This is a genomic window from Bradyrhizobium australiense, assembly GCF_013114825.1.
In the GTDB taxonomy this organism is placed as follows: domain Bacteria; phylum Pseudomonadota; class Alphaproteobacteria; order Rhizobiales; family Xanthobacteraceae; genus Bradyrhizobium; species Bradyrhizobium australiense.
The window spans coordinates 387,162-405,954 of sequence record NZ_JAAVLX010000005.1; the positions used below are offsets into that span (position 1 = coordinate 387,162).

Below are 18,793 nucleotides of genomic sequence, written 5' to 3' on the forward strand. Positions count from 1 at the left end.
AGTCAGCTCCTTGAAAGCTTCAGGCGCCGACGCGCCTACAGCCAGTCCTTTGGGGAGGAGTGGCCCTTATTCGGGAAGCCAAGCGTGCAGCCTGCGACAAAGGCGTACACAGACTGTTTCCGTCACGAGCCCGGGAACCGAGCACAAAATCCAAACCGGCCGTAAGCCGTCCGGAATCCTCCCGCCCGGAAGCGGTTCAGAGGCATATCACGCGGCGACCTGATTTCTGTTTCGCCGTCCCGCAGGACTTTCCCCGCACCTGACCAGCTGCCGGACGCGGGGGAGGGCAATTGGTCGGCGTCAAGGCCAGCCGCGAGCTAAGCCGACATTTTGGTTCGAGAGGATTGCGTCGCACTGAGAGGCTTCGAGATTGGCGAGTTAATCGGCGCGAATGCGAGATTGACTTTGTTGCTGATCAATCAATGCGGCAGAACCCGGCTGATAGTGCGATCTTCTGTCGCCAGAGGTCGCCTTCGCATATTGTTGATGACGAGCTTTGGAATTCTGCCGGCGGGAAAACGGTCGGAACTTTATGGCCGCAAACCCAAGACCAAAGCGATCCTGAGGATCCCAGGAAATCACACCATCGCTGTTGCGGGAAGGACAAAGCTCGGCGTTTCGCCTTCGGCCGCCAGTGCAGCAGTTCAAGTGCCCGGGCGGCACGCAACATGTCGCGCGCAGGTCACCAGCCTTGACATCCGTAGCAGCTACGACAGGATTCCTGCACTGTCCGCACCGCTACACGCGCCAAGATAGTTGGATCCGATTCACCCCCTGCGGCCAGAGTTAAGACCTTCTCAGCAAGGCATGCCTTCAACGAAGAGGTCCGCCTCGCTTCGGGCACCATCCTGACAGCATGCTCCAGAACACCCCTCAACTCAGCACAGACTTTATCTTGCGAGGATTTTGCGGGCGTCATGATGCTACTCCACAAAATAGAACCTGTTCATGCGGACTCCGGCCTACCAGCCAGTGTTCCCGAAAAACTAGAACTCGGCACCTGATGGCCCGTCCCGCCGAGTGAGTGTGGCAGTCGGGTTAGGGATGGTCACGCCGACGAATACAAGAGATATGATGAGCTGATGTGACAGTTGGACGAAGGAATAACTGTGGGCTCGCTGGGATGTAGTGCCACTCGATCTGCCGGTGCTGCGACCAGCGCAATGTTGCCATGCTGGTGAGCTCGGTGCCGCTATCAGGGACAATCATCGCTGGAACAACGTGCAATGCAATCACAGCATCGAGCTCGCCCAACCCCCAAAGACTGGCGGCGCACTATAAAAGATAAGCAAGACATTCCCGCGTGAAGTCATTGACAATAGCCAGTATGCGGAAGCCAAAACAGATCTCAAATTCTAACTGGTTGAGAGCGACCGGGCCCTCATCGCGTTCTTGGGGAGCTCAGTTCATTTAACCGAAGACCGAAGCGCTCCGGCACCCCGGGGACGGCGCGCAGCCGGCCAGCAATGGCTTCAATGCTCTTTTGATCGCGTCCCGATCAGCCAACAGCTTTACCTTCGTCCACCGCAAGATCGTCGTCTTGTCTATGCCAATACCAGTCTAGAGAAGAATACGATGCGCTGGCTGCCTCCGCCTCGTTCTACGCGCGAAGTTTGCGCCACAGCCCCTTGCCACTCACCACAGCTAGCCCAAATCCCCGGTATCGCCCCACGGTTCACCCGAAGATGTGCTCGATGCCTCCTTTGGGCAGACGAGAAGCGCGTAATCATACCGTCATAAGCGTTGGATATGTGTGATCAAATTTCCCCGGCGCTTCGCGAGGTAACGGCTACCTGCATAGATTGTGCCCTGGACAACATACTAGCGGCGCTGAATCAGGTAGACGAAAAGTCAGTCGGCGGCCAATCGGAAAACTTGCCAGGTGGCAGCCGCATCTCAGCCACTCTGATTGCACTGCTGCTGACGAACCGCAGCGTTGTATCGAAGGGACGCTGCGATGAGTGGCATCGATCGATATAAACCTCGCGCACACCGAATTATTCGAGATGAAGACGCCAGGCAACTGTACGGTGGCTTGCTGAAGAATGGCACGATTGGTCAGTTTCAAAGGTTGGGTTCTAAACTAAGTATCGGAATCCGGGATGACTTCGATTGATGATAGCTTAAGTGAGATCAAATCCGTGCGGAACGACATTTGGCGTGTTCGTACGTTGCTTCAAACCGAGTTGCCTGATGCGGAGCGAAAAATCGCTGAGAAGCGCCTGCTTGAACAGCGTTCCGCCTTTGAACGGCTCTTAGCGACCACATTTCCTTTGACGTTGAGGCTCTGAAGTCAATTCGGAGCCTGTGCCGCTCAAAAGCTAACTAAACGACGGACGTTTGAATTTCTTATTGACCGAGAGCATCTCGTGACTGGGAGTGGATTGTATGCGGGCTCCGGCAAAGCTCAGATGGAGGCAAAACCGAATCGCCAAAAATGTCGCGGTGATAACCTGCCTTGTTCCTTGTCTTGCTTTCCACAAGTTTGATTAATTCTCCGATCCGCAGTCTGCATCCCTGATCAGCGGCAGACCAATCTGCACTCTTTTCGGCCGCCTTCGATGGCCGATCTTGGCGATTGCCCGTTGCATTCGGGAGCTCAGGACACCAATTCGGCAGAACAATAAGAGGTAAGGGCGATTTTTTTGCGCTCGCGACGAATCCGGTGTTTGGCCCCGACAAAGAAAGATGCGCTCGGCGCTTCCAAGAAACGCGCGGCTTTCATCGGTGTTCCAATTCGCAATGATGCAACGGTTGCGGGCAGATCGTTGCTGGAAGACGCTCGCCATGTCGGCTTTCGATTCCGACGGCCGCCCTCTGGCCATTAAGCAATCTGGTCGGCCAAACCGTGAAGCTGCATTTCCTGGTCGCGCGCGCCTGCAGCTATTTGGCGCAGCGCTCCTGGCTGCAGAGGAGGCTATCAGAGCTGAAGCCTACCCGCGACTGCAAAAGGGTCCATTAAGACATCATCGGCAACAGTCCCCGCGGCCTCTCGAGAAAATCGCGGTCGTTGCCCAGTCCAACAGGATCGTGTTGTTGCGGGGCGTTCTGCGACCCGCAAGGAACTGGTCTCCACGCGTGCACGAGCTGTCGCCGCGCGGCGGGCGGCCCTATATGAGAAGAATTGCGCCGGGCTGCCTGAGACGGTGCTTGATCGAAATTGTCACGCCCGTGAGAAGAGGTCTTCACCGGAGCGCTGAACCCGTGCCAGGGATGATTCAACTCGCTGACAAGGCAACCCCTCGACGAGATCGGTGAGATCTCGCCACCGTTCCAAAAGCTGCTCTGTATCCTGGAGGAGCAGGAGTTCCAGCGCGTCGACACATCGGACTATCAAGATCGCCGCGCTGTCACTGACTCGATCAACCGCATCTCGAGAGGCGGTGGCGCGAAACAAGTTCCGCGCTAGACCTCTACCATCGCATCGTCGTGCCCATCCTGCTGCTGCCCTTGCGCGAGAGCCGCAGTGAGATCCCGCTGCTCGCGGCCGAGTTCTTGGAAAAATCAATGGCGAGAACAGTCGTGCATTGAGCTTCGCTACACTGCAATGGACGTGCTAGTAGTGAATTGCGTTTTTCCCCGCAACATGTGCGAGCTCGAGAATTGCGTGTAGCGGACGCGACGCTGGCCAAGAAACTTGCGATCATCAGAACCGACTTTGCCAGCTCCTCACGGAGGGTGGCCTGTTGGCGATGCTGTGGAGCCGCCGATCGGACGAGCTATCACTGCCGCAGCTGCTGATCGTGCCGCTGTCGCCGAAGCGCCGGCGCGGCTTCCGGGGGAACTGGTCACTGCATCCGATTGCGAGTTCGCGAGTTGCGGGCGAACCGGGGGGCGAGACCGCCGAGCATTTGGGAGCGGCGCGAAAATGACCGACCGCGACCACGTTACCGCGGCCATCGAGAAGTCGGGCTGGGTGCAGGAGGGAGGCGACTCGCCTACCTACGCCAGCTGCACGCTCAAGAAGTATGGCCACCAGATCAAGCGTCTGTTAGCCGAGTGTCGCGGTCGCGACACGCTGTCTGGCCCAGGACATGCACAAGAGGGAAATCGCCGAGATAAATCAGCTCGGCGGTTGGCACGACCTTTGAAGGGAAGAAACTGTCCCGTCGCCTGCCCAAGGAATCGGAGTTTATGGCCTACAAGATAATCGCCTCCCAGTGCACCGTCTGCGGCGCATGTGAGTTCGAATGCCCGAATGCAGCAATCAGCCTCAAGAACGACGTATATGTAATCGATCCGAAGAAGTGCACCCAATGCGAGGAGCATTGCGACACGCCGCAATGCGCCGTTATCTGCCCGGTGCCCGGCACGTGCGTGCAGGCATAAGGAGCGGCCGATGAGCGGGTCCGCTGCGCGCAGCAAGATTGAAACACTATCGGCGGCGTTTCTGATTCGCGGCCTGGTTGGCCGCGGGCTGCGTGTGACTTACGCGATCGCCCATGCGGTGAAGGGGGCGCGCTGCCGCCGTCGTCGGACATGGTCGGAGTCGTCCTTGCGCGAGCGGCGGAGCGGGCAATGGTAGCAGCCGTAAAAGACACGGTCGACCGGGTGCGCTCGATCGACGTCGACCAGTATCGATATGGGTTTGAGACGCTGATCGAATCCGACAAGGCCCCGAAGGGTCTGTCGGAAGACACCGTCCGCTTCATCTCCGCCAAGAAGAACGAACCGGCCTGGATGCTGGAATGGCGCCTGGAGGCCTATCGCCGCTGGCTGACGATGACCGAGCCGACCTGGGCGCGCGTCAACTATCCGAAGATCGACTACCAGGACATTCACTATTACGCAGCGCCGAAGCCGAAGAAGACGCTGTCGTCGATCGATGAAATCGATCCCGAAATTCTCAAAACCTACGAGAAGCTCGGCATTCCCTTGCGCGAAGTCGCCATTCTCGAAGGCGTCGAGCCGCCGCCGGGCGGCGAGCCGTCGGCCAACCGCAAGATTGCGGTCGACGCGGTGTTCGACTCGGTTTCGGTCGCGACCACGTTCCAGAAGGAGCTGAAGGCTGCCGGCGTGATCTTCATGCCGATCTCGGAAGCGATCCGCGAGCACCCTGAATTGGTGAAGCAGTATCTTGGCTCGGTCGTGCCGACCTCGGACAATTACTTCGCGACGCTTAACTCGGCAGTGTTTTCGGACGGCTCGTTCGTCTATGTGCCGCCGGGCGTGCGCTGTCCGATGGAGCTGTCGACCTATTTCCGCATCAACGAGCGCAACACCGGCCAGTTCGAGCGCACGCTGATCATCGCCGACAAGGGATCCTACGTCAGCTATCTCGAGGGCTGCACCGCACCGCAGCGCGATGAGAACCAGTTGCATGCCGCGGTCGTTGAACTCGTCGCCCTCGATGACGCCGAGATCAAGTATTCGACGGTGCAGAACTGGTACCCCGGCAATTCCGAGGGCTTGGGCGGCATCTACAATTTCGTCACCAAGCGTGGCGACTGCCGCGGCAACCATTCGAAGATTTCCTGGACCCAGGTCGAGACCGGTTCGGCGATCACCTGGAAGTATCCGAGCTGCATCCTGCGCGGCGACAATTCCCGCGGCGAGTTCTATTCGATTGCGATCTCGAACGGTCACCAGCAGGTCGATAGCGGCACCAAGATGCTCCATCTCGGCAAGAACACGTCGAGCCGGATCATCTCCAAGGGCATCGCGGCGGGCAAATCGCAAAATACCTATCGCGGCCTCGTCACGGCGCATCGCAAGGCGACCGGCGCACGCAACTACACCGCCTGCGATTCGCTCCTGATCGGCGACAAGTGCGGCGCGCATACCGTGCCTTATGTCGAAGCGAAGAACTCGTCGGCGACTTTCGAGCACGAGGCGACGACGTCGAAGATTTCCGAGGACGTGCTGTTCTATTGCACCCAGCGCGGACTCTCGCAGGAGGGAGCGGTTGGTCTCGTGGTCAACGGCTTCGTCAAGGACGTGCTGCAGCAACTGCCGATGGAATTCGCGGTTGAGGCGCAGAGGCTGATCTCGATCTCGCTGGAGGGCAGCGTCGGATGATCCAGTCCGCGGATGAGCCGATCGAGGCTTTCGTCCGCGCGATGGGTTGGACGGCGAGCATTCGTGATAGTTCAATCAAGGTGTCTGAAGCGCTGCTCAAGGAGTTGATGGAGCTTAGTAGCCGACCGGCATGATGGACGTCGGATTCGAGCGGGCCAATGCAACAGTTGGTGGAAGTCGCTCAGAGTTCCGACAAAAGGCGGAAGTAACTAATGTCATTGCTTGAAGTGAAAGATCTGAAGGTCCGTGTCGAGGATAACGAAATCCTCCATGGGCTGACGCTGACGGTGAACCCGGGCGAGGTGCACGCGATCATGGGGCCGAACGGCTCTGGCAAGTCGACGCTTTCGCACGTCATCGCCGGCAAGCCGGGCTATGAGGTCACTGACGGCGAGATCCTGTTCAGGGGCGAGGACCTCCTTGAGATGGAGCCGGACGAGCGCGCCGCCAAGGGTGTGTTCCTGGCGTTCCAGTACCCGGTCGAAATTCCCGGCGTCACCACCTGGAACTTCCTGCACACGGCGTTGAACGCCCAGCGCAAGGCGCGCGGCCAAAGCCAGCTTACGTCTCCGGAATTTCTCAAGAAGGTCCGCGAGGTCGCCAAGTCGCTCAACATCCCGCAGGACATGCTGAAGCGCGGCGTCAATGTCGGCTTCTCCGGCGGCGAAAAGAAGCGCAACGAGATCTTGCAGATGGCGCTGTTCGAGCCGGCCGTCTGCATCCTCGATGAAATGGATTCCGGCCTCGATATCGACGCGCTCAGGATCGCGGCCGACGGCGTCAATGCGCTGCGTTCGCCCGATCGCGCGATGGTGGTGATCACGCACTACCAGCGGCTGCTCAACTACATCATCCCTGATTTCGTGCACGTGATGTCGAGGGGCCGCGTGGTGAAAAGCGGCGGCAAGGAACTGGCGCTGGAGCTCGAGGCTTCCGGCTACGCCCAATTCGAAGACGCGGCCTGACGCAAAGCGGATTTGTGATGAACCTGGTGTTGGCAAAGAACGAGACGGGACGCGCGCTGAGCGACAGCTTTGCGATCGCGCGCGACCGGCTGCCGGGCGCGGGCAAAGTGGCTGAGGCGCGAAGCGCCGCCTTCGAGGCCTATGAGCGCGCAGGCCTGCCGCATCGCCGGATCGAAGACTGGAAATATACCGACCTGCGCGCGCTGATGCGCGAGGTTTTGCCGCTGGCGCCTGCGCCGGATGCGGCTGCACTGAAACGAGCCGCGGCGGCCGTGAAGCTGCAGGCGATCAAAGGTGCGCGCCGGCTCGTACTGGTCGATGGCGTGTTCGCTCCGAAACTTTCCGAACTCGATGGCCTGGAGAAGGGCCTTACCGTCCGCACCTTGCAGGACGTGCTGGAAGCCGGCGACGCCGCGCTGCAGGCGCAGCTTCTCACGCCCGATAACGCCAATCCGATGGTGGCGCTCAACAGCGCGATGATGACCGACGGCGTCGTGATCGAAATCGCCGACGGCCTCGTGCTGAAGCAGCCGCTCCAGGTCATTCACGTCGCCAATGCCGCCACGCCGGCGGCGATGTTCACCCGTTCGCTGCTGCGGCTCGGCCGGGATGCCGGGCTGACGCTGGTCGAGGGTTACATCGCTGCCGATGGCGCCGAGGTCTATCAGGCCCATGATTCCCTGATCATCGCGATCGGCGACAATTCGCGGCTCGACCATGTTCGCCTCGTCGAGGACAGCCGTGAAGCCATCAACATCTCCTCCTCCGTCGTCACCCTGGGCGCGCATGCGCATTTCAACACGTTCGGCATGACGTCCGGCGCCGCCGTCAGCCGCTATCAGGCGACGATTGCGTTTGCCGGCGAGCACTCCCGGGTCGAGACCAACGGGGTCAACCTGCTCAACGGCCGCCAGCACGCCGACACCACGCTGTTCATGGACCACGCGGTGCCGCATTGCGCCAGCCGCGAGGTGTTCCGCGCCGTCGCTGACAACCGCGCCCATTCGGTGTTCCAGGGCCGCATCGTCGTGCGTCCCGATGCGCAGAAGACCGACGCCAAGATGATGACGCGGGCGCTGCTCTTGTCCGACGATGCCGAGGCCGATAACAAGCCGGAACTCGAAATCTTCGCCGACGACGTCACCTGCGGCCATGGCGCCACGACCGGTGCGCTCGAAGAAAGCCTCTTGTTCTACCTGCGCGCCCGCGGTCTCTCCGAGAAGGAGGCGCAGGCGCTCTTGATCCAGGCGTTCGTGGGCGAGGCGATTGAGTCCATCGTCAACGACGATCTGCGAGAACTCGCAATTGCTGCCACGCGCCGCTGGCTGGAGGCACGTTCATGAGTCAGCACCCAGCGGTCAAAAATGGTGCCTATGACGTCCATCGCGTGCGGGAGGATTTCCCAGCGCTGGCGATGAAGGTCTATGGAAAGCCGCTGGTCTATCTCGATAACGCCGCCTCCGCGCAGAAGCCGACCGCCGTGCTCGACCGGATGACCGAGGCTTACAAGAGCGAATACGCCAACGTGCATCGCGGCCTGCATTACCTCGCCAATGCCGCGACCGACGCCTATGAGGGCGCCCGCGCGAAGGTGGCGCAGTTCGTCAACGCGCGCGGCACCGAGGAGATCATCTTTACTCGTAGCGCCACCGAGGCGATCAATCTGGTCGCGCAGACTTTCGGCCGCGAGCGCATTACAGCGGGTGATGAGATCGTTCTCTCGATCATGGAGCACCACGCCAATATCGTGCCATGGCATTTTCTCAGGGAACGCTATGGCGCTGTCATCAAATGGGCGCCAGTGGACGGGGAGGGCAATTTCCTCCTCGAGGAGTTCGAGCGGCTTCTGACCGAGCGCACCAAAATGGTTGCGATCACGCAGATGTCCAACGTGCTCGGCACCGTGTTGCCGGTGAAGGAAATAGTGAGGATCGCGCATGCACGTGGCATCGCGGTGTTGGTCGACGGTTCGCAAGCCTGCGTTCATCTGGATGTTGATGTCCGCGACATTGATTGCGATTTTTACGTGATGACGAGCCACAAACTGTATGGGCCGACCGGCATCGGCGTGCTTTACGGTAAGTATACGCATCTGGCGTCGATGCCGCCGTTCAATGGTGGCGGCGAGATGATCCGCGAGGTCTCGCGTGGCGGCGTCACCTACGGTGATCCGCCTCACCGGTTCGAGGCTGGCACGCCTCCGATCGTCGAGGCGATCGGTCTGGGCGCAGCTGTGGACTATATCAATTCAATAGGAAAGGCACAGATCCACAAGCACGAGAGCGCACTGCTCGCTTACGCGCAGAAGAAGCTGCGGGGCATCAAGTCCCTACGTATTATCGGAACGGCGGCTGAGAAGGGCGCGATCATCTCCTTCGAAATAAAAGTCGCGCATGCACACGATTTTGCCACCGTCATCGATCGTGCAGGCGTGGCGGTGCGCGCCGGTACCCATTGCGCGATGCCGCTGCACGAACGTTTTGGCGTGCCAGCGACCTGCCGCGCTTCGTTCGCTCTCTACAACACGCATGAAGATATCGATGTGCTGGCGGGCGCGCTTATCAAGGCGCAGGAGCTGTTCTCATGAGCGAAGGGGCTGGCCCCAGACCATGAGACGCGTCGTGTATACGCGAGTTGCCGCAGCAATGCGCTAAGCATTGTATCGCAGGACTTCCGCCCGGGCGAGTGGGTCCGCTACTTGATGCTGATTAAGAACGGCGCATGGATCCGCCCAAGGATATTGGTGAGCCGCTGGTCTTTGCGGGCGAGACTCGAACCGTGCGGCAGATCTGTCCTACGCCCTTGGGTTCATAGCGCGGGCCGTCTTCATCATCAGTCGCGCTCACGGGATGATTCGTCTCGGCGAGAGCGGATCTCTCGGTGGAATCGAGGTATTAAGCCTCGATCATGATCCGGAAAAGTGCAAACCGGTTTCCCGAAAGATCCTGCTCAAACAAAGACATGGGATCATGATGCGAATTCCATCTAGTCGCATCATGATCGAGACGCCTGCCCGGCGTGCCGCCCGAATTGACCACTATGCCGCCGACCGAACCATTTCCGAAGGCGGACCACCGTTCACCGTGACGCGGCTTGATGCGCTGATCGAGCCGCCCACCTCTCGCGCACCCGCATGTGTGGTCTCCCGGCAACAATGGCGCGAGAGGGACAAAGATCTGGGGTAGATGCTGCAACGTTGTGCAGCAGGGGGCTCGTCCTCAAGTTTGATCTGAGCACGGCAGCGCCCCAATTAGGCGCGGTGGCCTGCCGATCCTCGCTCGCCATCTGCCTGTCGCGCGAATCCAAGAGCCGCGGGGCCTACACGTCCCCGTAGGCGCCTCGACATTCTTCCGGCGGCGGTCATAGCTTGCGATCATGAACAACGCGCCGATGGTCGCGAGGTTCTTCAAGACATCGACAGCATCCTGCGTTGCCGTGCCCCGGATAATTCCGGAAGTCGTACAAATAACAAGTCGAGATCCCGACATGGAGGACCGTGACAACCAGAAAGAAGCGCGCACCAAAGTTCAACGCGATCATCAGCGCCGCGAGGAGTTCGAGCGAATCGACCACAACCGCCTGAAGTTGCGGCGTCGGCATTCCGGTCGCGCTCTCAAGCGACGCGGTTTAGGACGCGAACGCCTCGGGAACTGAAAATTTGGTCGCGATGAGATCGGCGGTCTGCTGTATGCCGAACAGCTTCGTCGCCCGCGTGTAGATGAACAGCAACGCGAAGAGAACTCGCCCAAAGGTAACGAACGCTGGCTGGTGGAGCTGACTGCAGTGCGGACGCGGGAAGAGCGGAACGTTTATGGTCGTTCCGCTCTCCGCGATCAAATCGAATCCGTCTGCGCCCGGAGGGCGACCGCCTTCAATTAGCCGAGTTGCGGACGGCCGGCGCGCTCCTGGGCCTCGACCGCGGCGACCGCCGTCATGTTGAGGACGCCACGCGCGGTCACCCCGGGCGTTAGGATATGCGCCGGCCGCGCCGGACCGATCAGGATCGGCCCCACGGGAAGCGCATCCGCCAGGACCTTTACCGTCTGATAGGCGATGTTGGCAGCATCTAGCGTCGGCATGATCAGGATGTTGGCCTCGCCGTCCAACATCGATTGCGGCAGCACCATCCGTCGTGCAGCGGCCGACAGCGCGGTGTCGCCCTGCATCTCGCCGTCAGCCTCGAGCCCCGGGTGCTTCTCTTTCAGAAGCTGGGTCGCGCGGCGCATCTTGCGCGAGGAGTCGGTGTCATAGCTGCCGAAGTCGGAATGCGATACGAACGCGACCTTCGGCTTGAAGTTGAAGCGCTGGACGTGGAGCGCAGCCAGCGAGGCGATTTCCGCCAGTTCCTCCGCGCTTGGGCTGGGCCGCACCTGGGTATCGGCGATGAAATAGGAGCCCTTCCTGGTGATCATCAGCGCCAGCGCCGCATAATCGCTGGTCCCCGGCAAAAAGCCGATGATCTCGCGCACATGCCGCAGGTGGCTCATGTACCGCCCCTCGACGCCGCACAGCATGGCGTCGGCTTCCCCACGCACCACAGCGAGGGCCGCGATCACCGTGTTGTTGGTGCGCACCACCGTGCGCGCCGCGTCCGGCGTGACGCCGTGGCGCCCGGCAACGTCGATATAGGACTGCACGTAGGAGCGATAGCGCGGATCGTCCTCAGGATTGACAAGGTCAAAATCCTCGCCCGGCTTGATCGAGAGGCCAAACCGTTTGATGCGGGCTTCGACCACCGACGGCCGCCCCACCAGGATCGCCCGCGCCAGCTTCTCCTCGAGGACCACTTGCGTGGCGCGCAGCACGCGCTCGTCCTCGCCCTCGGCGTAGATGACGCGCACCGGCTGCGTCTTGGCCTTGGCGAACATCGGCTTCATAAGGAGACCGGAGCGGAACGCAAACCGCTCGAGCAGCGCGCGATATTCGTCGAAATTCTTGATCGGCCGCGTCGCGACGCCGGAGTCCATCGCAGCCCTCGCCACCGCCGGCGCGATGCGCAGGATCAGGCGCGGGTCGAACGGGCTCGGGATCAGCGATCCCGGCCCAAAGCCCTGCGTCTCGCCAGTGTCGAAACCGGAAGCCACCGCGTCCGACGGAGGATCGCGCGCAAGCTGCGCGATTGCATCGACCGCCGCGTGCTTCATCTCCTCGTTGATTTCGGTGGCGCCGACATCGAGCGCGCCGCGGAAGATGAAGGGAAAGCACAGGACGTTGTTGACCTGGTTCGCGAAGTCCGAACGTCCCGTGCAGATCATCACGTCGGGACGGCCTTTGCGGGCCTCGTCCGGCATGATCTCCGGCACCGGGTTGGCGAGCGCCATCACCAGCGGCTTGTCGGCCATCTGCTTGACCATTTCCGGTCTCAGCACGTTTGGCGCTGACAACCCCAAGAAGATATCCGCACCGGGAATGACATCCGCGAGCACCCGCGCATCAGTGTTCTGCGCATAGACGGCCTTCCAGGGATCCATCGAGGTATTGCGGGCTTCATGGACGACGCCATCGATGTCGCAGACCCAGATGTTCTTACGCTGCGCACCATCGACACCAGCAGGTTGAGACAGGCGATCGCGGCCGCGCCGGCGCCGGAGCAGACGATCTTCACGTCGGGCAGCTTCTTGCCGTTGAGAAGCAGGGCGTTTGCGATCGCAGCGCCCACGATGATGGCGGTGCCGTGCTGGTCGTCATGGAAGACTGGGATCTTCATGCGCTCCTTCAGCTGCGCCTCGATTGCGAAGCATTCCGGTCCGCGGATATCTTCAAGATTGATGCCCCCGAAAGTCGGCTCCAGCGCCGCCACCGTGTCGACCACGCGCTCGATGGTGTCGGCCTTGATCTCGATGTCGAACACGTCGATGCCGGCGAACTTCTTGAACAGCACCGCCTTGCCTTCCATCACGGGCTTGGACGCCAGCGGGCCGATATTGCCGAGGCCGAGCACGGCGCTGCCATTACTGACCACGGCAACCAAATTGGCACGTGCCGTCAGAGAGGCGACCTCAGTGGGGTCTTTGGCGATCTCGGTGCAGGCGGCGGCAACGCCGGGCGAATAGGCGAGCGCAAGGTCGCGCTGGTTGACGAGCGGCTTGATCGCCTGGATTTCGAGCTTACCGGGTCGCGGCAGCCGGTGATAGGCCAGCGCCGCCGAAAGGAGATCTTCAGAATGGGATGACATGCTACTCTCGCGTTTCCTAACCCCAAGTTTCTATTCTGTGCTCGTCTAATCAAGGTCAGTTGTCCGGTGGATGGAGCCGGATGTGAAGCACGCCCGGCAGCCCGGATGCAACATCGGATCGCACCCCTATCAACAGCCCTCATTACATCAAGGCGTATCAGCCAGGGCGGTCTGGGCGTCGACGCGCATGCAGAAGCCCATGGAGCGGAAATCCCACGAGCGCTGTGGCTTGAGGTGCTCAGGCAGTCGAACAACGCCTGCGGGCCGGCCGCGACGATCTCTCTGGCTAGTCGGCCCAATAGGATTGGGATCAGGATGGCGAGGGAGGCCAGGCGCAATGTGCGCACCACCGTCGCCAACGAGCTGAGCAGCGGTCAGGCTTCACGACGATGGTGATCCAGACTGGCTGACGCAGCCTTGCAGCTGGGTCGCCTCGTCACGTTCCATTTTCGGTAGCGGGCCCGTGTCGCAATGTTCTCGCGCTCTTGTGGGGCAAATGCTGTGCAATATCGCGCGCGCCCGCCCTTGTTTTTGTTTCGAACAGGATCAAACGAGCACGGTAGACACGCTCGATGTCGGGTTTGCAACAACAGTCCGGTTACCCGCGCGAAGGTGCCTATCTACTTTCAACTGCGCTGTTTTTTGCGCTCACGTCGCGGCTGGCACGGTCGTTGCAAAACTCTTGGCCGAGAGCCGCCGTCGCAACAGGAAACCTTTGAAGGATATCAGCATGAGTCTCGCCACGACCCAGAGCATCGCAGAAATCAAAGCCCGCAACAAAGAGCTGATTCAGGAGGTGCTGAGGGTCTATCCGGAGAAGACCGCAAAACGGCGCGCCAAGCACCTCAATGTTCACGAGGCCGGCAAGTCGGACTGCGGAGTCAAGTCCAACCTCAAATCCATCCCCGGTGTGATGACGATCCGCGGTTGCGCCTACGCGGGCTCCAAAGGTGTGGTCTGGGGACCGATCAAGGACATGATCCATATCAGCCACGGTCCGGTCGGCTGTGGACAGTACTCGTGGGGCTCGCGGCGTAACTATTACGTCGGCACGACAGGTATCGATAGTTTCGTGACCTTGCAGTTCACATCCGACTTCCAGGAAAAGGATATCGTGTTCGGCGGGGACAAGAAGCTCGTCAAAATCATTGATGAAATTCAGGAGCTGTTCCCGCTCAACAACGGCATCACCATCCAGTCGGAATGCCCAATCGGTCTGATCGGCGACGACATCGAGGCGGTCTCCAGGGCAAAATCGAAGGAATATGGCGGCAAGACAATCGTGCCGGTCCGCTGCGAGGGTTTCCGCGGCGTGTCACAGTCGCTCGGCCACCATATTGCCAACGACGCGGTGCGCGATTGGGTGTTCGACAAGGTCACCCCCGAGAGTAAGCCGACATTCGAGCCGACGCCCTACGATGTCGCGATCATCGGCGACTACAATATCGGCGGCGACGCCTGGTCATCTCGAATTCTGCTTGAGGAGATGGGCCTGCGCGTGATCGCGCAGTGGTCCGGTGACGGTTCCCTGGCCGAGCTCGAGGCAACGCCGAAGGCGAAGCTTAACGTGCTGCATTGCTACCGCTCGATGAACTACATCTCGCGCCACATGGAGGAGAAATTCGGTATTCCCTGGTGCGAATACAACTTCTTCGGGCCCTCCAAGATCGTGGAGTCGCTGCGCAAGATAGCCGGTTATTTTGACGACAAGATCAAGGAGGGTGCCGAGCGGGTGATTGCAAAATATCAGCCGCTGGTGGACGCGGTGATCGCTAAATATCGCCCGCGCCTGGAAGGCAAGAGCGTGATGCTGTTCGTTGGCGGACTGCGTCCGCGCCATGTGATCGGCGCCTACGAGGACCTCGGAATGGAGGTCGTCGGCACCGGCTACGAGTTCGGCCACAATGACGATTACCAGCGCACTGCCCAGCACTACGTCAAGGATGGCACGCTCATCTACGACGACGTCACGGGCTATGAGTTCGAACGCTTCGTCGAGAAGATCCAGCCTGACTTGGTCGGCTCTGGCATCAAGGAAAAATATGTCTTCCAAAAGATGGGCGTACCGTTCCGCCAAATGCACTCCTGGGACTATTCGGGTCCGTATCATGGCTATGACGGATTTGCGATCTTCGCGCGCGACATGGACATGGCCATCAACTCACCGATCTGGAAAAAGACCAAGGCGCCGTGGAAGGAGGTCCCGAAGCCGAACCTGTTGGCTGCCGAATAACCCAAGTGGCCCGGCTCACTGCTGAGAGCCGAACCCAATATTGATCACGATTTTCGAAAAGGATCCTACCAATGGCGCAGAGTGCAGAACACGTGCTCGATCATTTCGAGCTGTTCCGCGGTCCGGAATACCAGCAGATGCTGGCCAACAAGAAGAAGATGTTCGAGAATCCCCGCGATCCCGCGGAAGTAGAACGCATCAGGGAATGGGCGAAGACGCCCGAATATCGCGAAAAGAATTTTGCGCGGGAAGCGCTCACGGTAAACCCAGCCAAGGCTTGCCAGCCGCTGGGCGCGGTGTTCGCCTCAGTTGGCTTCGAGGCCACGCTGCCGTTCGTGCATGGCTCCCAAGGCTGCGTGGCCTACTACCGCAGCCATTTGTCGCGGCACTTCAAGGAGCCAAGCTCCTGCGTCTCCTCGTCGATGACGGAGGACGCTGCGGTATTCGGCGGGCTGAACAACATGATCGATGGGCTCGCCAACAGCTATAATATGTATAAGCCCAAGATGATCGCGGTCTCCACCACTTGTATGGCGGAGGTGATCGGAGACGACCTCAATGCCTTTATCAAAACCTCCAAGGAAAAAGGCTCGGTGCCAGCTGATTTCGATGTGCCGTTTGCGCACACGCCAGCCTTCGTGGGCAGCCATGTCACCGGGTACGACAATGCGCTCAAGGGCATCCTCGAGCATTTCTGGGACGGCAAGGCCGGGACAGCCGCGAAACTCGAGCGCGCGCCCAACAATAAGATCAACCTCATCGGCGGCTTTGACGGCTATACCGTTGGCAACATCCGCGAGATCAAGCGCATCTTCGAATTGATGGGCATTCACTACACTATTCTTGCCGATAATTCCGATGTGTTCGATACACCGACCGACGGCGAGTTCCGGATGTATGACGGCGGCACGACTTTGGAAGACGCCGCGAACGCGGTTCACGCTAAAGCAACGATCTCGATGCAGCAGTGGTGCACGGAAAAGACGCTGCCGTTCATCGCCGATCATGGCCAGGAGGTCGTGGCCTTCAATTATCCGGTGGGCGTGTCAGCAACGGATGAGTTTCTGATGGCGCTGTCGCGCATCAGTGGCAAAGACATTCCGGAGGAACTGGCTCGAGAGCGCGGCCGCTTGGTCGACGCGATGGCCGACTCTAGCGCGCATGTCCACGGCAAGAAATTTGCGATCTATGGCGATCCAGATCTCTGCTATGGGTTGGCTGCCTTCCTGCTCGAGCTTGGCGCCGAACCGATTCATGTGCTGTCCACGAACGGCAACAAGGCCTGGGAGGAGAAAATGCAGGCGTTATTTGGGAGCTCGCCGTTTGGGCAGAACTGCCATGCCTATCCGGGGCGAGACCTCTGGCATATGCGCTCGCTCTTGTTCACCGAGCCGGTCGATTTCCTGATTGGTAACACCTATGGCAAATATCTGGAGCGCGACACTGGTACGCCGCTGATCCGGATCGGTTTCCCAATCTTCGATCGGCATCACCATCACCGCTCTCCGGTGTGGGGCTATCAGGGGGGCATGAACGTATTGGTGAAGATTCTCGACAAGATCTTCGACGAGATCGACAAGAAGACCAACATTGCCGGCAAGACCGACTATAGCTTCGACATCATTCGTTGATGACGAACGGCGCACGCCATCGCCGGCAAACGTCAGCGATGGCCTAAGCGCACGATGGACCTGATCTTCGCGAACAAGCTCGGTTGGGAGGAGAGACGGATGAGTTCGCTATCGGCCACGATCGAGAAGATCTTCAACGAGCCGGGCTGCGCCAAGAACGCCAACAAATCGGATGCCGAGCGCAACAAGGGCTGCACCAAGCAGGTGCAGCCGGGCGGCGCCGCAGGCGGCTGCGCCTTCGACGGCGCCAAAATTGCGCTGCAGCCTTTTACCGACGTCGCTCATCTCGTGCACGGTCCGATCGCCTGTGAGGGTAATTCCTGGGATAACCGCGGTGCGGCTTCGTCTGGCGCCAGCATCTGGCGCACCGGACTCACCACTGACATGAACGAAACCGATATAGTATTTGGGGGCGAGAAGCGTCTCTACAAAGCAATCAAAGAGATCATCAGCAAGTACAACCCGCCGGCCATTTTCGTCTATCAGACCTGCGTACCCGCCATGATCGGCGACGACATCAATGCGGTTTGCAAGGCGGCTTCGCAAAAGCTCGGCAAGCCGGTCATTCCCGTAAATTCACCGGGCTTCGTCGGCTCCAAGAACCTCGGCAACAAGCTCGCCGGCGAGGCCTTGCTCGAGCATGTCATCGGCACACAAGAGCCGGACTACACCACGCCCTATGACATCAACCTGATTGGCGAATACAACCTCTCCGGCGAGCTTTGGCAGGTCAAGCCGCTGCTTGACGAGCTCGGCATCCGCATCCTCTCCTGCATCTCGGGGGACGGCAAATATCGCGAAGTCGCCTCTTCGCACCGGGCGCGCGCTGCCATGATGGTATGTTCGAAGGCGATGATCAGTGTCGCGCGCAAGATGGAGGAGCGTTACGGCATCCCGTTTTTCGAAGGGTCGTTCTATGGCATCCAGGATTCCAGCGATTCGCTGCGCCAGATTGCCCGGCTGTTGGTCGAACGTGGGGCGCCTTCCGAACTGATCGAGCGCACCGAGGCGGTGATCGCGCGCGAGGAGGCGGGCGCCTGGGCCGCGATCGAACCCTACAAGCCCCGCTTTGCCGGCAAGAGAGCACTTCTGATCACTGGCGGCGTCAAGTCCTGGTCCGTGGTGGCGGCGCTGCAGGAGGCAGGGCTCGACCTGGTCGGCACCAGCGTCAAGAAATCCACCAAGCAGGACAAGGAGCGCATCAAAGAGCTGATGGGACAGGATGCCCACATGATCGAGGACATGACGCCGCGCGAGATATACAAGATGCTGAAGGACGCGAAAGCAGATATCATGCTCTCGGGCGGCAAATCGCAGTTCGTTGCGCTGAAAGCGGCGATGCCCTGGCTCGACATCAACCAGGAGCGCTGCCACGCCTATATGGGCTACCTCGGTATGGTGAAGCTGGTCGAGGAGATCGACAAGGCGCTGTTCAACCCGATGTGGGAGCAGCTGCGTCGACCAGTGCCGTGGGAGGAGGTGGCTAAGAATAGGCAGACCAAGGTGATGGCGCAGATGGACGCGCAGGCCGCCGAGGTCGCCGCCGATCCGGAGACGACCCGGCGCGCGAAAAAGGTCTGCTTCTGCAAGGAAGTCGATCTCGGCACCCTCGAGGATGCAATCCGCTCCCATGGCCTGACCAGCGTCGAGGCAGTCAGACAGCACACCAATGCGTTGGGTGGCTGCTGCAAGAGGCGTATCGAGGACATCCTGGCGAAAATGCCGGTGTCCTCGCCGCCTGCCATGCTGCAGGCCGCGGAATAGGACGGCG

At 60.1% G+C, this 18,793-nt stretch carries 13 protein-coding genes and 2 pseudogenes; 12 read left to right on the plus strand and 3 right to left on the minus strand.

All coding sequences use genetic code 11. The features are described 5' to 3' along the window. Positions 1-1,110: 1,110 nt before the first annotated feature. Positions 1,111-1,335, minus strand: a pseudogene (locus HCN58_RS35875) (IS3-like element ISMamg1 family transposase); the annotation flags it as partial. Positions 1,336-2,102: 767 nt separating this feature from the next. Here HCN58_RS35875 and HCN58_RS18000 point away from each other — a divergent pair. From HCN58_RS18000 to HCN58_RS18040, 9 genes are all read left to right on the plus strand, one after another. Continuing rightward, positions 2,103-2,291, plus strand: coding sequence for a hypothetical protein (locus tag HCN58_RS18000; RefSeq protein WP_210266041.1), 189 nt, complete (start codon positions 2,103-2,105; stop codon positions 2,289-2,291). A gap of 1,843 nt (positions 2,292-4,134) precedes the next feature. After that, positions 4,135-4,329, plus strand: coding sequence for a 4Fe-4S binding protein (locus tag HCN58_RS18005; protein ID WP_171580728.1), 195 nt, complete (start codon positions 4,135-4,137; stop codon positions 4,327-4,329). Positions 4,330-4,339: 10 nt separating this feature from the next. After that, the gene (locus HCN58_RS18010; RefSeq protein WP_171580729.1) at positions 4,340-4,525 is read left to right on the plus strand and encodes a hypothetical protein; all 186 of its coding nucleotides are present in this window, start codon (positions 4,340-4,342) and stop codon (positions 4,523-4,525) included. Continuing rightward, positions 4,519-6,018, plus strand: coding sequence for a Fe-S cluster assembly protein SufB (gene sufB / locus HCN58_RS18015; protein ID WP_171580730.1), 1,500 nt, complete (start codon positions 4,519-4,521; stop codon positions 6,016-6,018). The genes HCN58_RS18010 and sufB overlap by 7 nt, the downstream gene beginning before the upstream one ends. Then, a complete protein-coding gene (locus HCN58_RS18020) occupies positions 6,015-6,152 on the plus strand; it encodes a hypothetical protein (protein ID WP_171580731.1) in 138 nt (45 codons plus the stop codon). Before sufB ends, HCN58_RS18020 begins: the two co-directional genes overlap by 4 nt. A gap of 78 nt (positions 6,153-6,230) precedes the next feature. Then, positions 6,231-6,983, plus strand: a complete 753-nt coding sequence (gene sufC / locus HCN58_RS18025; RefSeq protein ID WP_171580732.1) for a Fe-S cluster assembly ATPase SufC — start codon at positions 6,231-6,233, stop codon at positions 6,981-6,983. Positions 6,984-7,000: 17 nt separating this feature from the next. Next, positions 7,001-8,326, plus strand: coding sequence for a Fe-S cluster assembly protein SufD (sufD, locus tag HCN58_RS18030; RefSeq protein WP_171580733.1), 1,326 nt, complete (start codon positions 7,001-7,003; stop codon positions 8,324-8,326). Then, complete coding sequence (locus HCN58_RS18035) at positions 8,323-9,570, plus strand: cysteine desulfurase (protein WP_171580734.1); 1,248 nt, start codon at positions 8,323-8,325, stop codon at positions 9,568-9,570. Before sufD ends, HCN58_RS18035 begins: the two co-directional genes overlap by 4 nt. A 262-nt stretch (positions 9,571-9,832) precedes the next feature. Continuing rightward, positions 9,833-10,168 (plus strand): hypothetical protein, encoded by a 336-nt coding sequence (locus HCN58_RS18040; RefSeq protein WP_171580735.1) that lies wholly within the window; start codon positions 9,833-9,835, stop codon positions 10,166-10,168. Positions 10,169-10,343: 175 nt separating this feature from the next. Here HCN58_RS18040 and HCN58_RS35880 read toward each other — a convergent pair whose 3' ends face one another. Both HCN58_RS35880 and HCN58_RS18050 read right to left on the minus strand, forming a co-directional pair. After that, positions 10,344-10,583, minus strand: a complete 240-nt coding sequence (locus tag HCN58_RS35880; protein ID WP_235983692.1) for a hypothetical protein — start codon at positions 10,581-10,583, stop codon at positions 10,344-10,346. A 275-nt stretch (positions 10,584-10,858) separates the two neighbouring features. Next, positions 10,859-13,158 (minus strand): annotated as a pseudogene (locus tag HCN58_RS18050) (NADP-dependent malic enzyme). A 730-nt stretch (positions 13,159-13,888) separates the two neighbouring features. On the opposite strand from HCN58_RS18050, the gene nifD reads away from it, so the two are divergent. The 3 genes from nifD to nifE all read left to right on the plus strand — a co-directional run bounded on the left by nifD (position 13,889) and on the right by nifE (position 18,786). Continuing rightward, entirely contained in the window at positions 13,889-15,391 is a 1,503-nt protein-coding gene (gene nifD / locus HCN58_RS18055) for a nitrogenase molybdenum-iron protein alpha chain (protein WP_171580736.1), read from the plus strand. Positions 15,392-15,462: 71 nt separating this feature from the next. Continuing rightward, positions 15,463-17,022 carry a nitrogenase molybdenum-iron protein subunit beta gene (gene nifK, locus HCN58_RS18060; RefSeq protein ID WP_171580737.1) on the plus strand — a complete coding sequence of 520 codons (1,560 nt, stop codon included), beginning with the start codon at positions 15,463-15,465 and terminating at the stop codon, positions 17,020-17,022. Between the two features lie 99 nt (positions 17,023-17,121). Next, positions 17,122-18,786 (plus strand): nitrogenase iron-molybdenum cofactor biosynthesis protein NifE, encoded by a 1,665-nt coding sequence (gene nifE, locus HCN58_RS18065; protein WP_171580738.1) that lies wholly within the window; start codon positions 17,122-17,124, stop codon positions 18,784-18,786. The last annotated feature ends 7 nt before the right edge of the window (positions 18,787-18,793 follow it).

Bases quoted from the DNA above. Each gene is read 5' to 3' on its own strand.
- HCN58_RS18000 (WP_210266041.1), top strand. From the start codon at position 2,103: ATGACTTCGATTGATGATAGCTTAAGTGAGATCAAATCCGTGCGGAAC.
- HCN58_RS18005 (WP_171580728.1), top strand. From the start codon at position 4,135: ATGGCCTACAAGATAATCGCCTCCCAGTGCACCGTCTGCGGCGCATGT.
- HCN58_RS18010 (WP_171580729.1), top strand. From the start codon at position 4,340: ATGAGCGGGTCCGCTGCGCGCAGCAAGATTGAAACACTATCGGCGGCG.
- sufB (WP_171580730.1), top strand. From the start codon at position 4,519: ATGGTAGCAGCCGTAAAAGACACGGTCGACCGGGTGCGCTCGATCGAC.
- HCN58_RS18020 (WP_171580731.1), top strand. From the start codon at position 6,015: ATGATCCAGTCCGCGGATGAGCCGATCGAGGCTTTCGTCCGCGCGATG.
- sufC (WP_171580732.1), top strand. From the start codon at position 6,231: ATGTCATTGCTTGAAGTGAAAGATCTGAAGGTCCGTGTCGAGGATAAC.
- sufD (WP_171580733.1), top strand. From the start codon at position 7,001: ATGAACCTGGTGTTGGCAAAGAACGAGACGGGACGCGCGCTGAGCGAC.
- HCN58_RS18035 (WP_171580734.1), top strand. From the start codon at position 8,323: ATGAGTCAGCACCCAGCGGTCAAAAATGGTGCCTATGACGTCCATCGC.
- HCN58_RS18040 (WP_171580735.1), top strand. From the start codon at position 9,833: ATGATTCGTCTCGGCGAGAGCGGATCTCTCGGTGGAATCGAGGTATTA.
- HCN58_RS35880 (WP_235983692.1), bottom strand. From the start codon at position 10,583: ATGCCGACGCCGCAACTTCAGGCGGTTGTGGTCGATTCGCTCGAACTC.
- nifD (WP_171580736.1), top strand. From the start codon at position 13,889: ATGAGTCTCGCCACGACCCAGAGCATCGCAGAAATCAAAGCCCGCAAC.
- nifK (WP_171580737.1), top strand. From the start codon at position 15,463: ATGGCGCAGAGTGCAGAACACGTGCTCGATCATTTCGAGCTGTTCCGC.
- nifE (WP_171580738.1), top strand. From the start codon at position 17,122: ATGAGTTCGCTATCGGCCACGATCGAGAAGATCTTCAACGAGCCGGGC.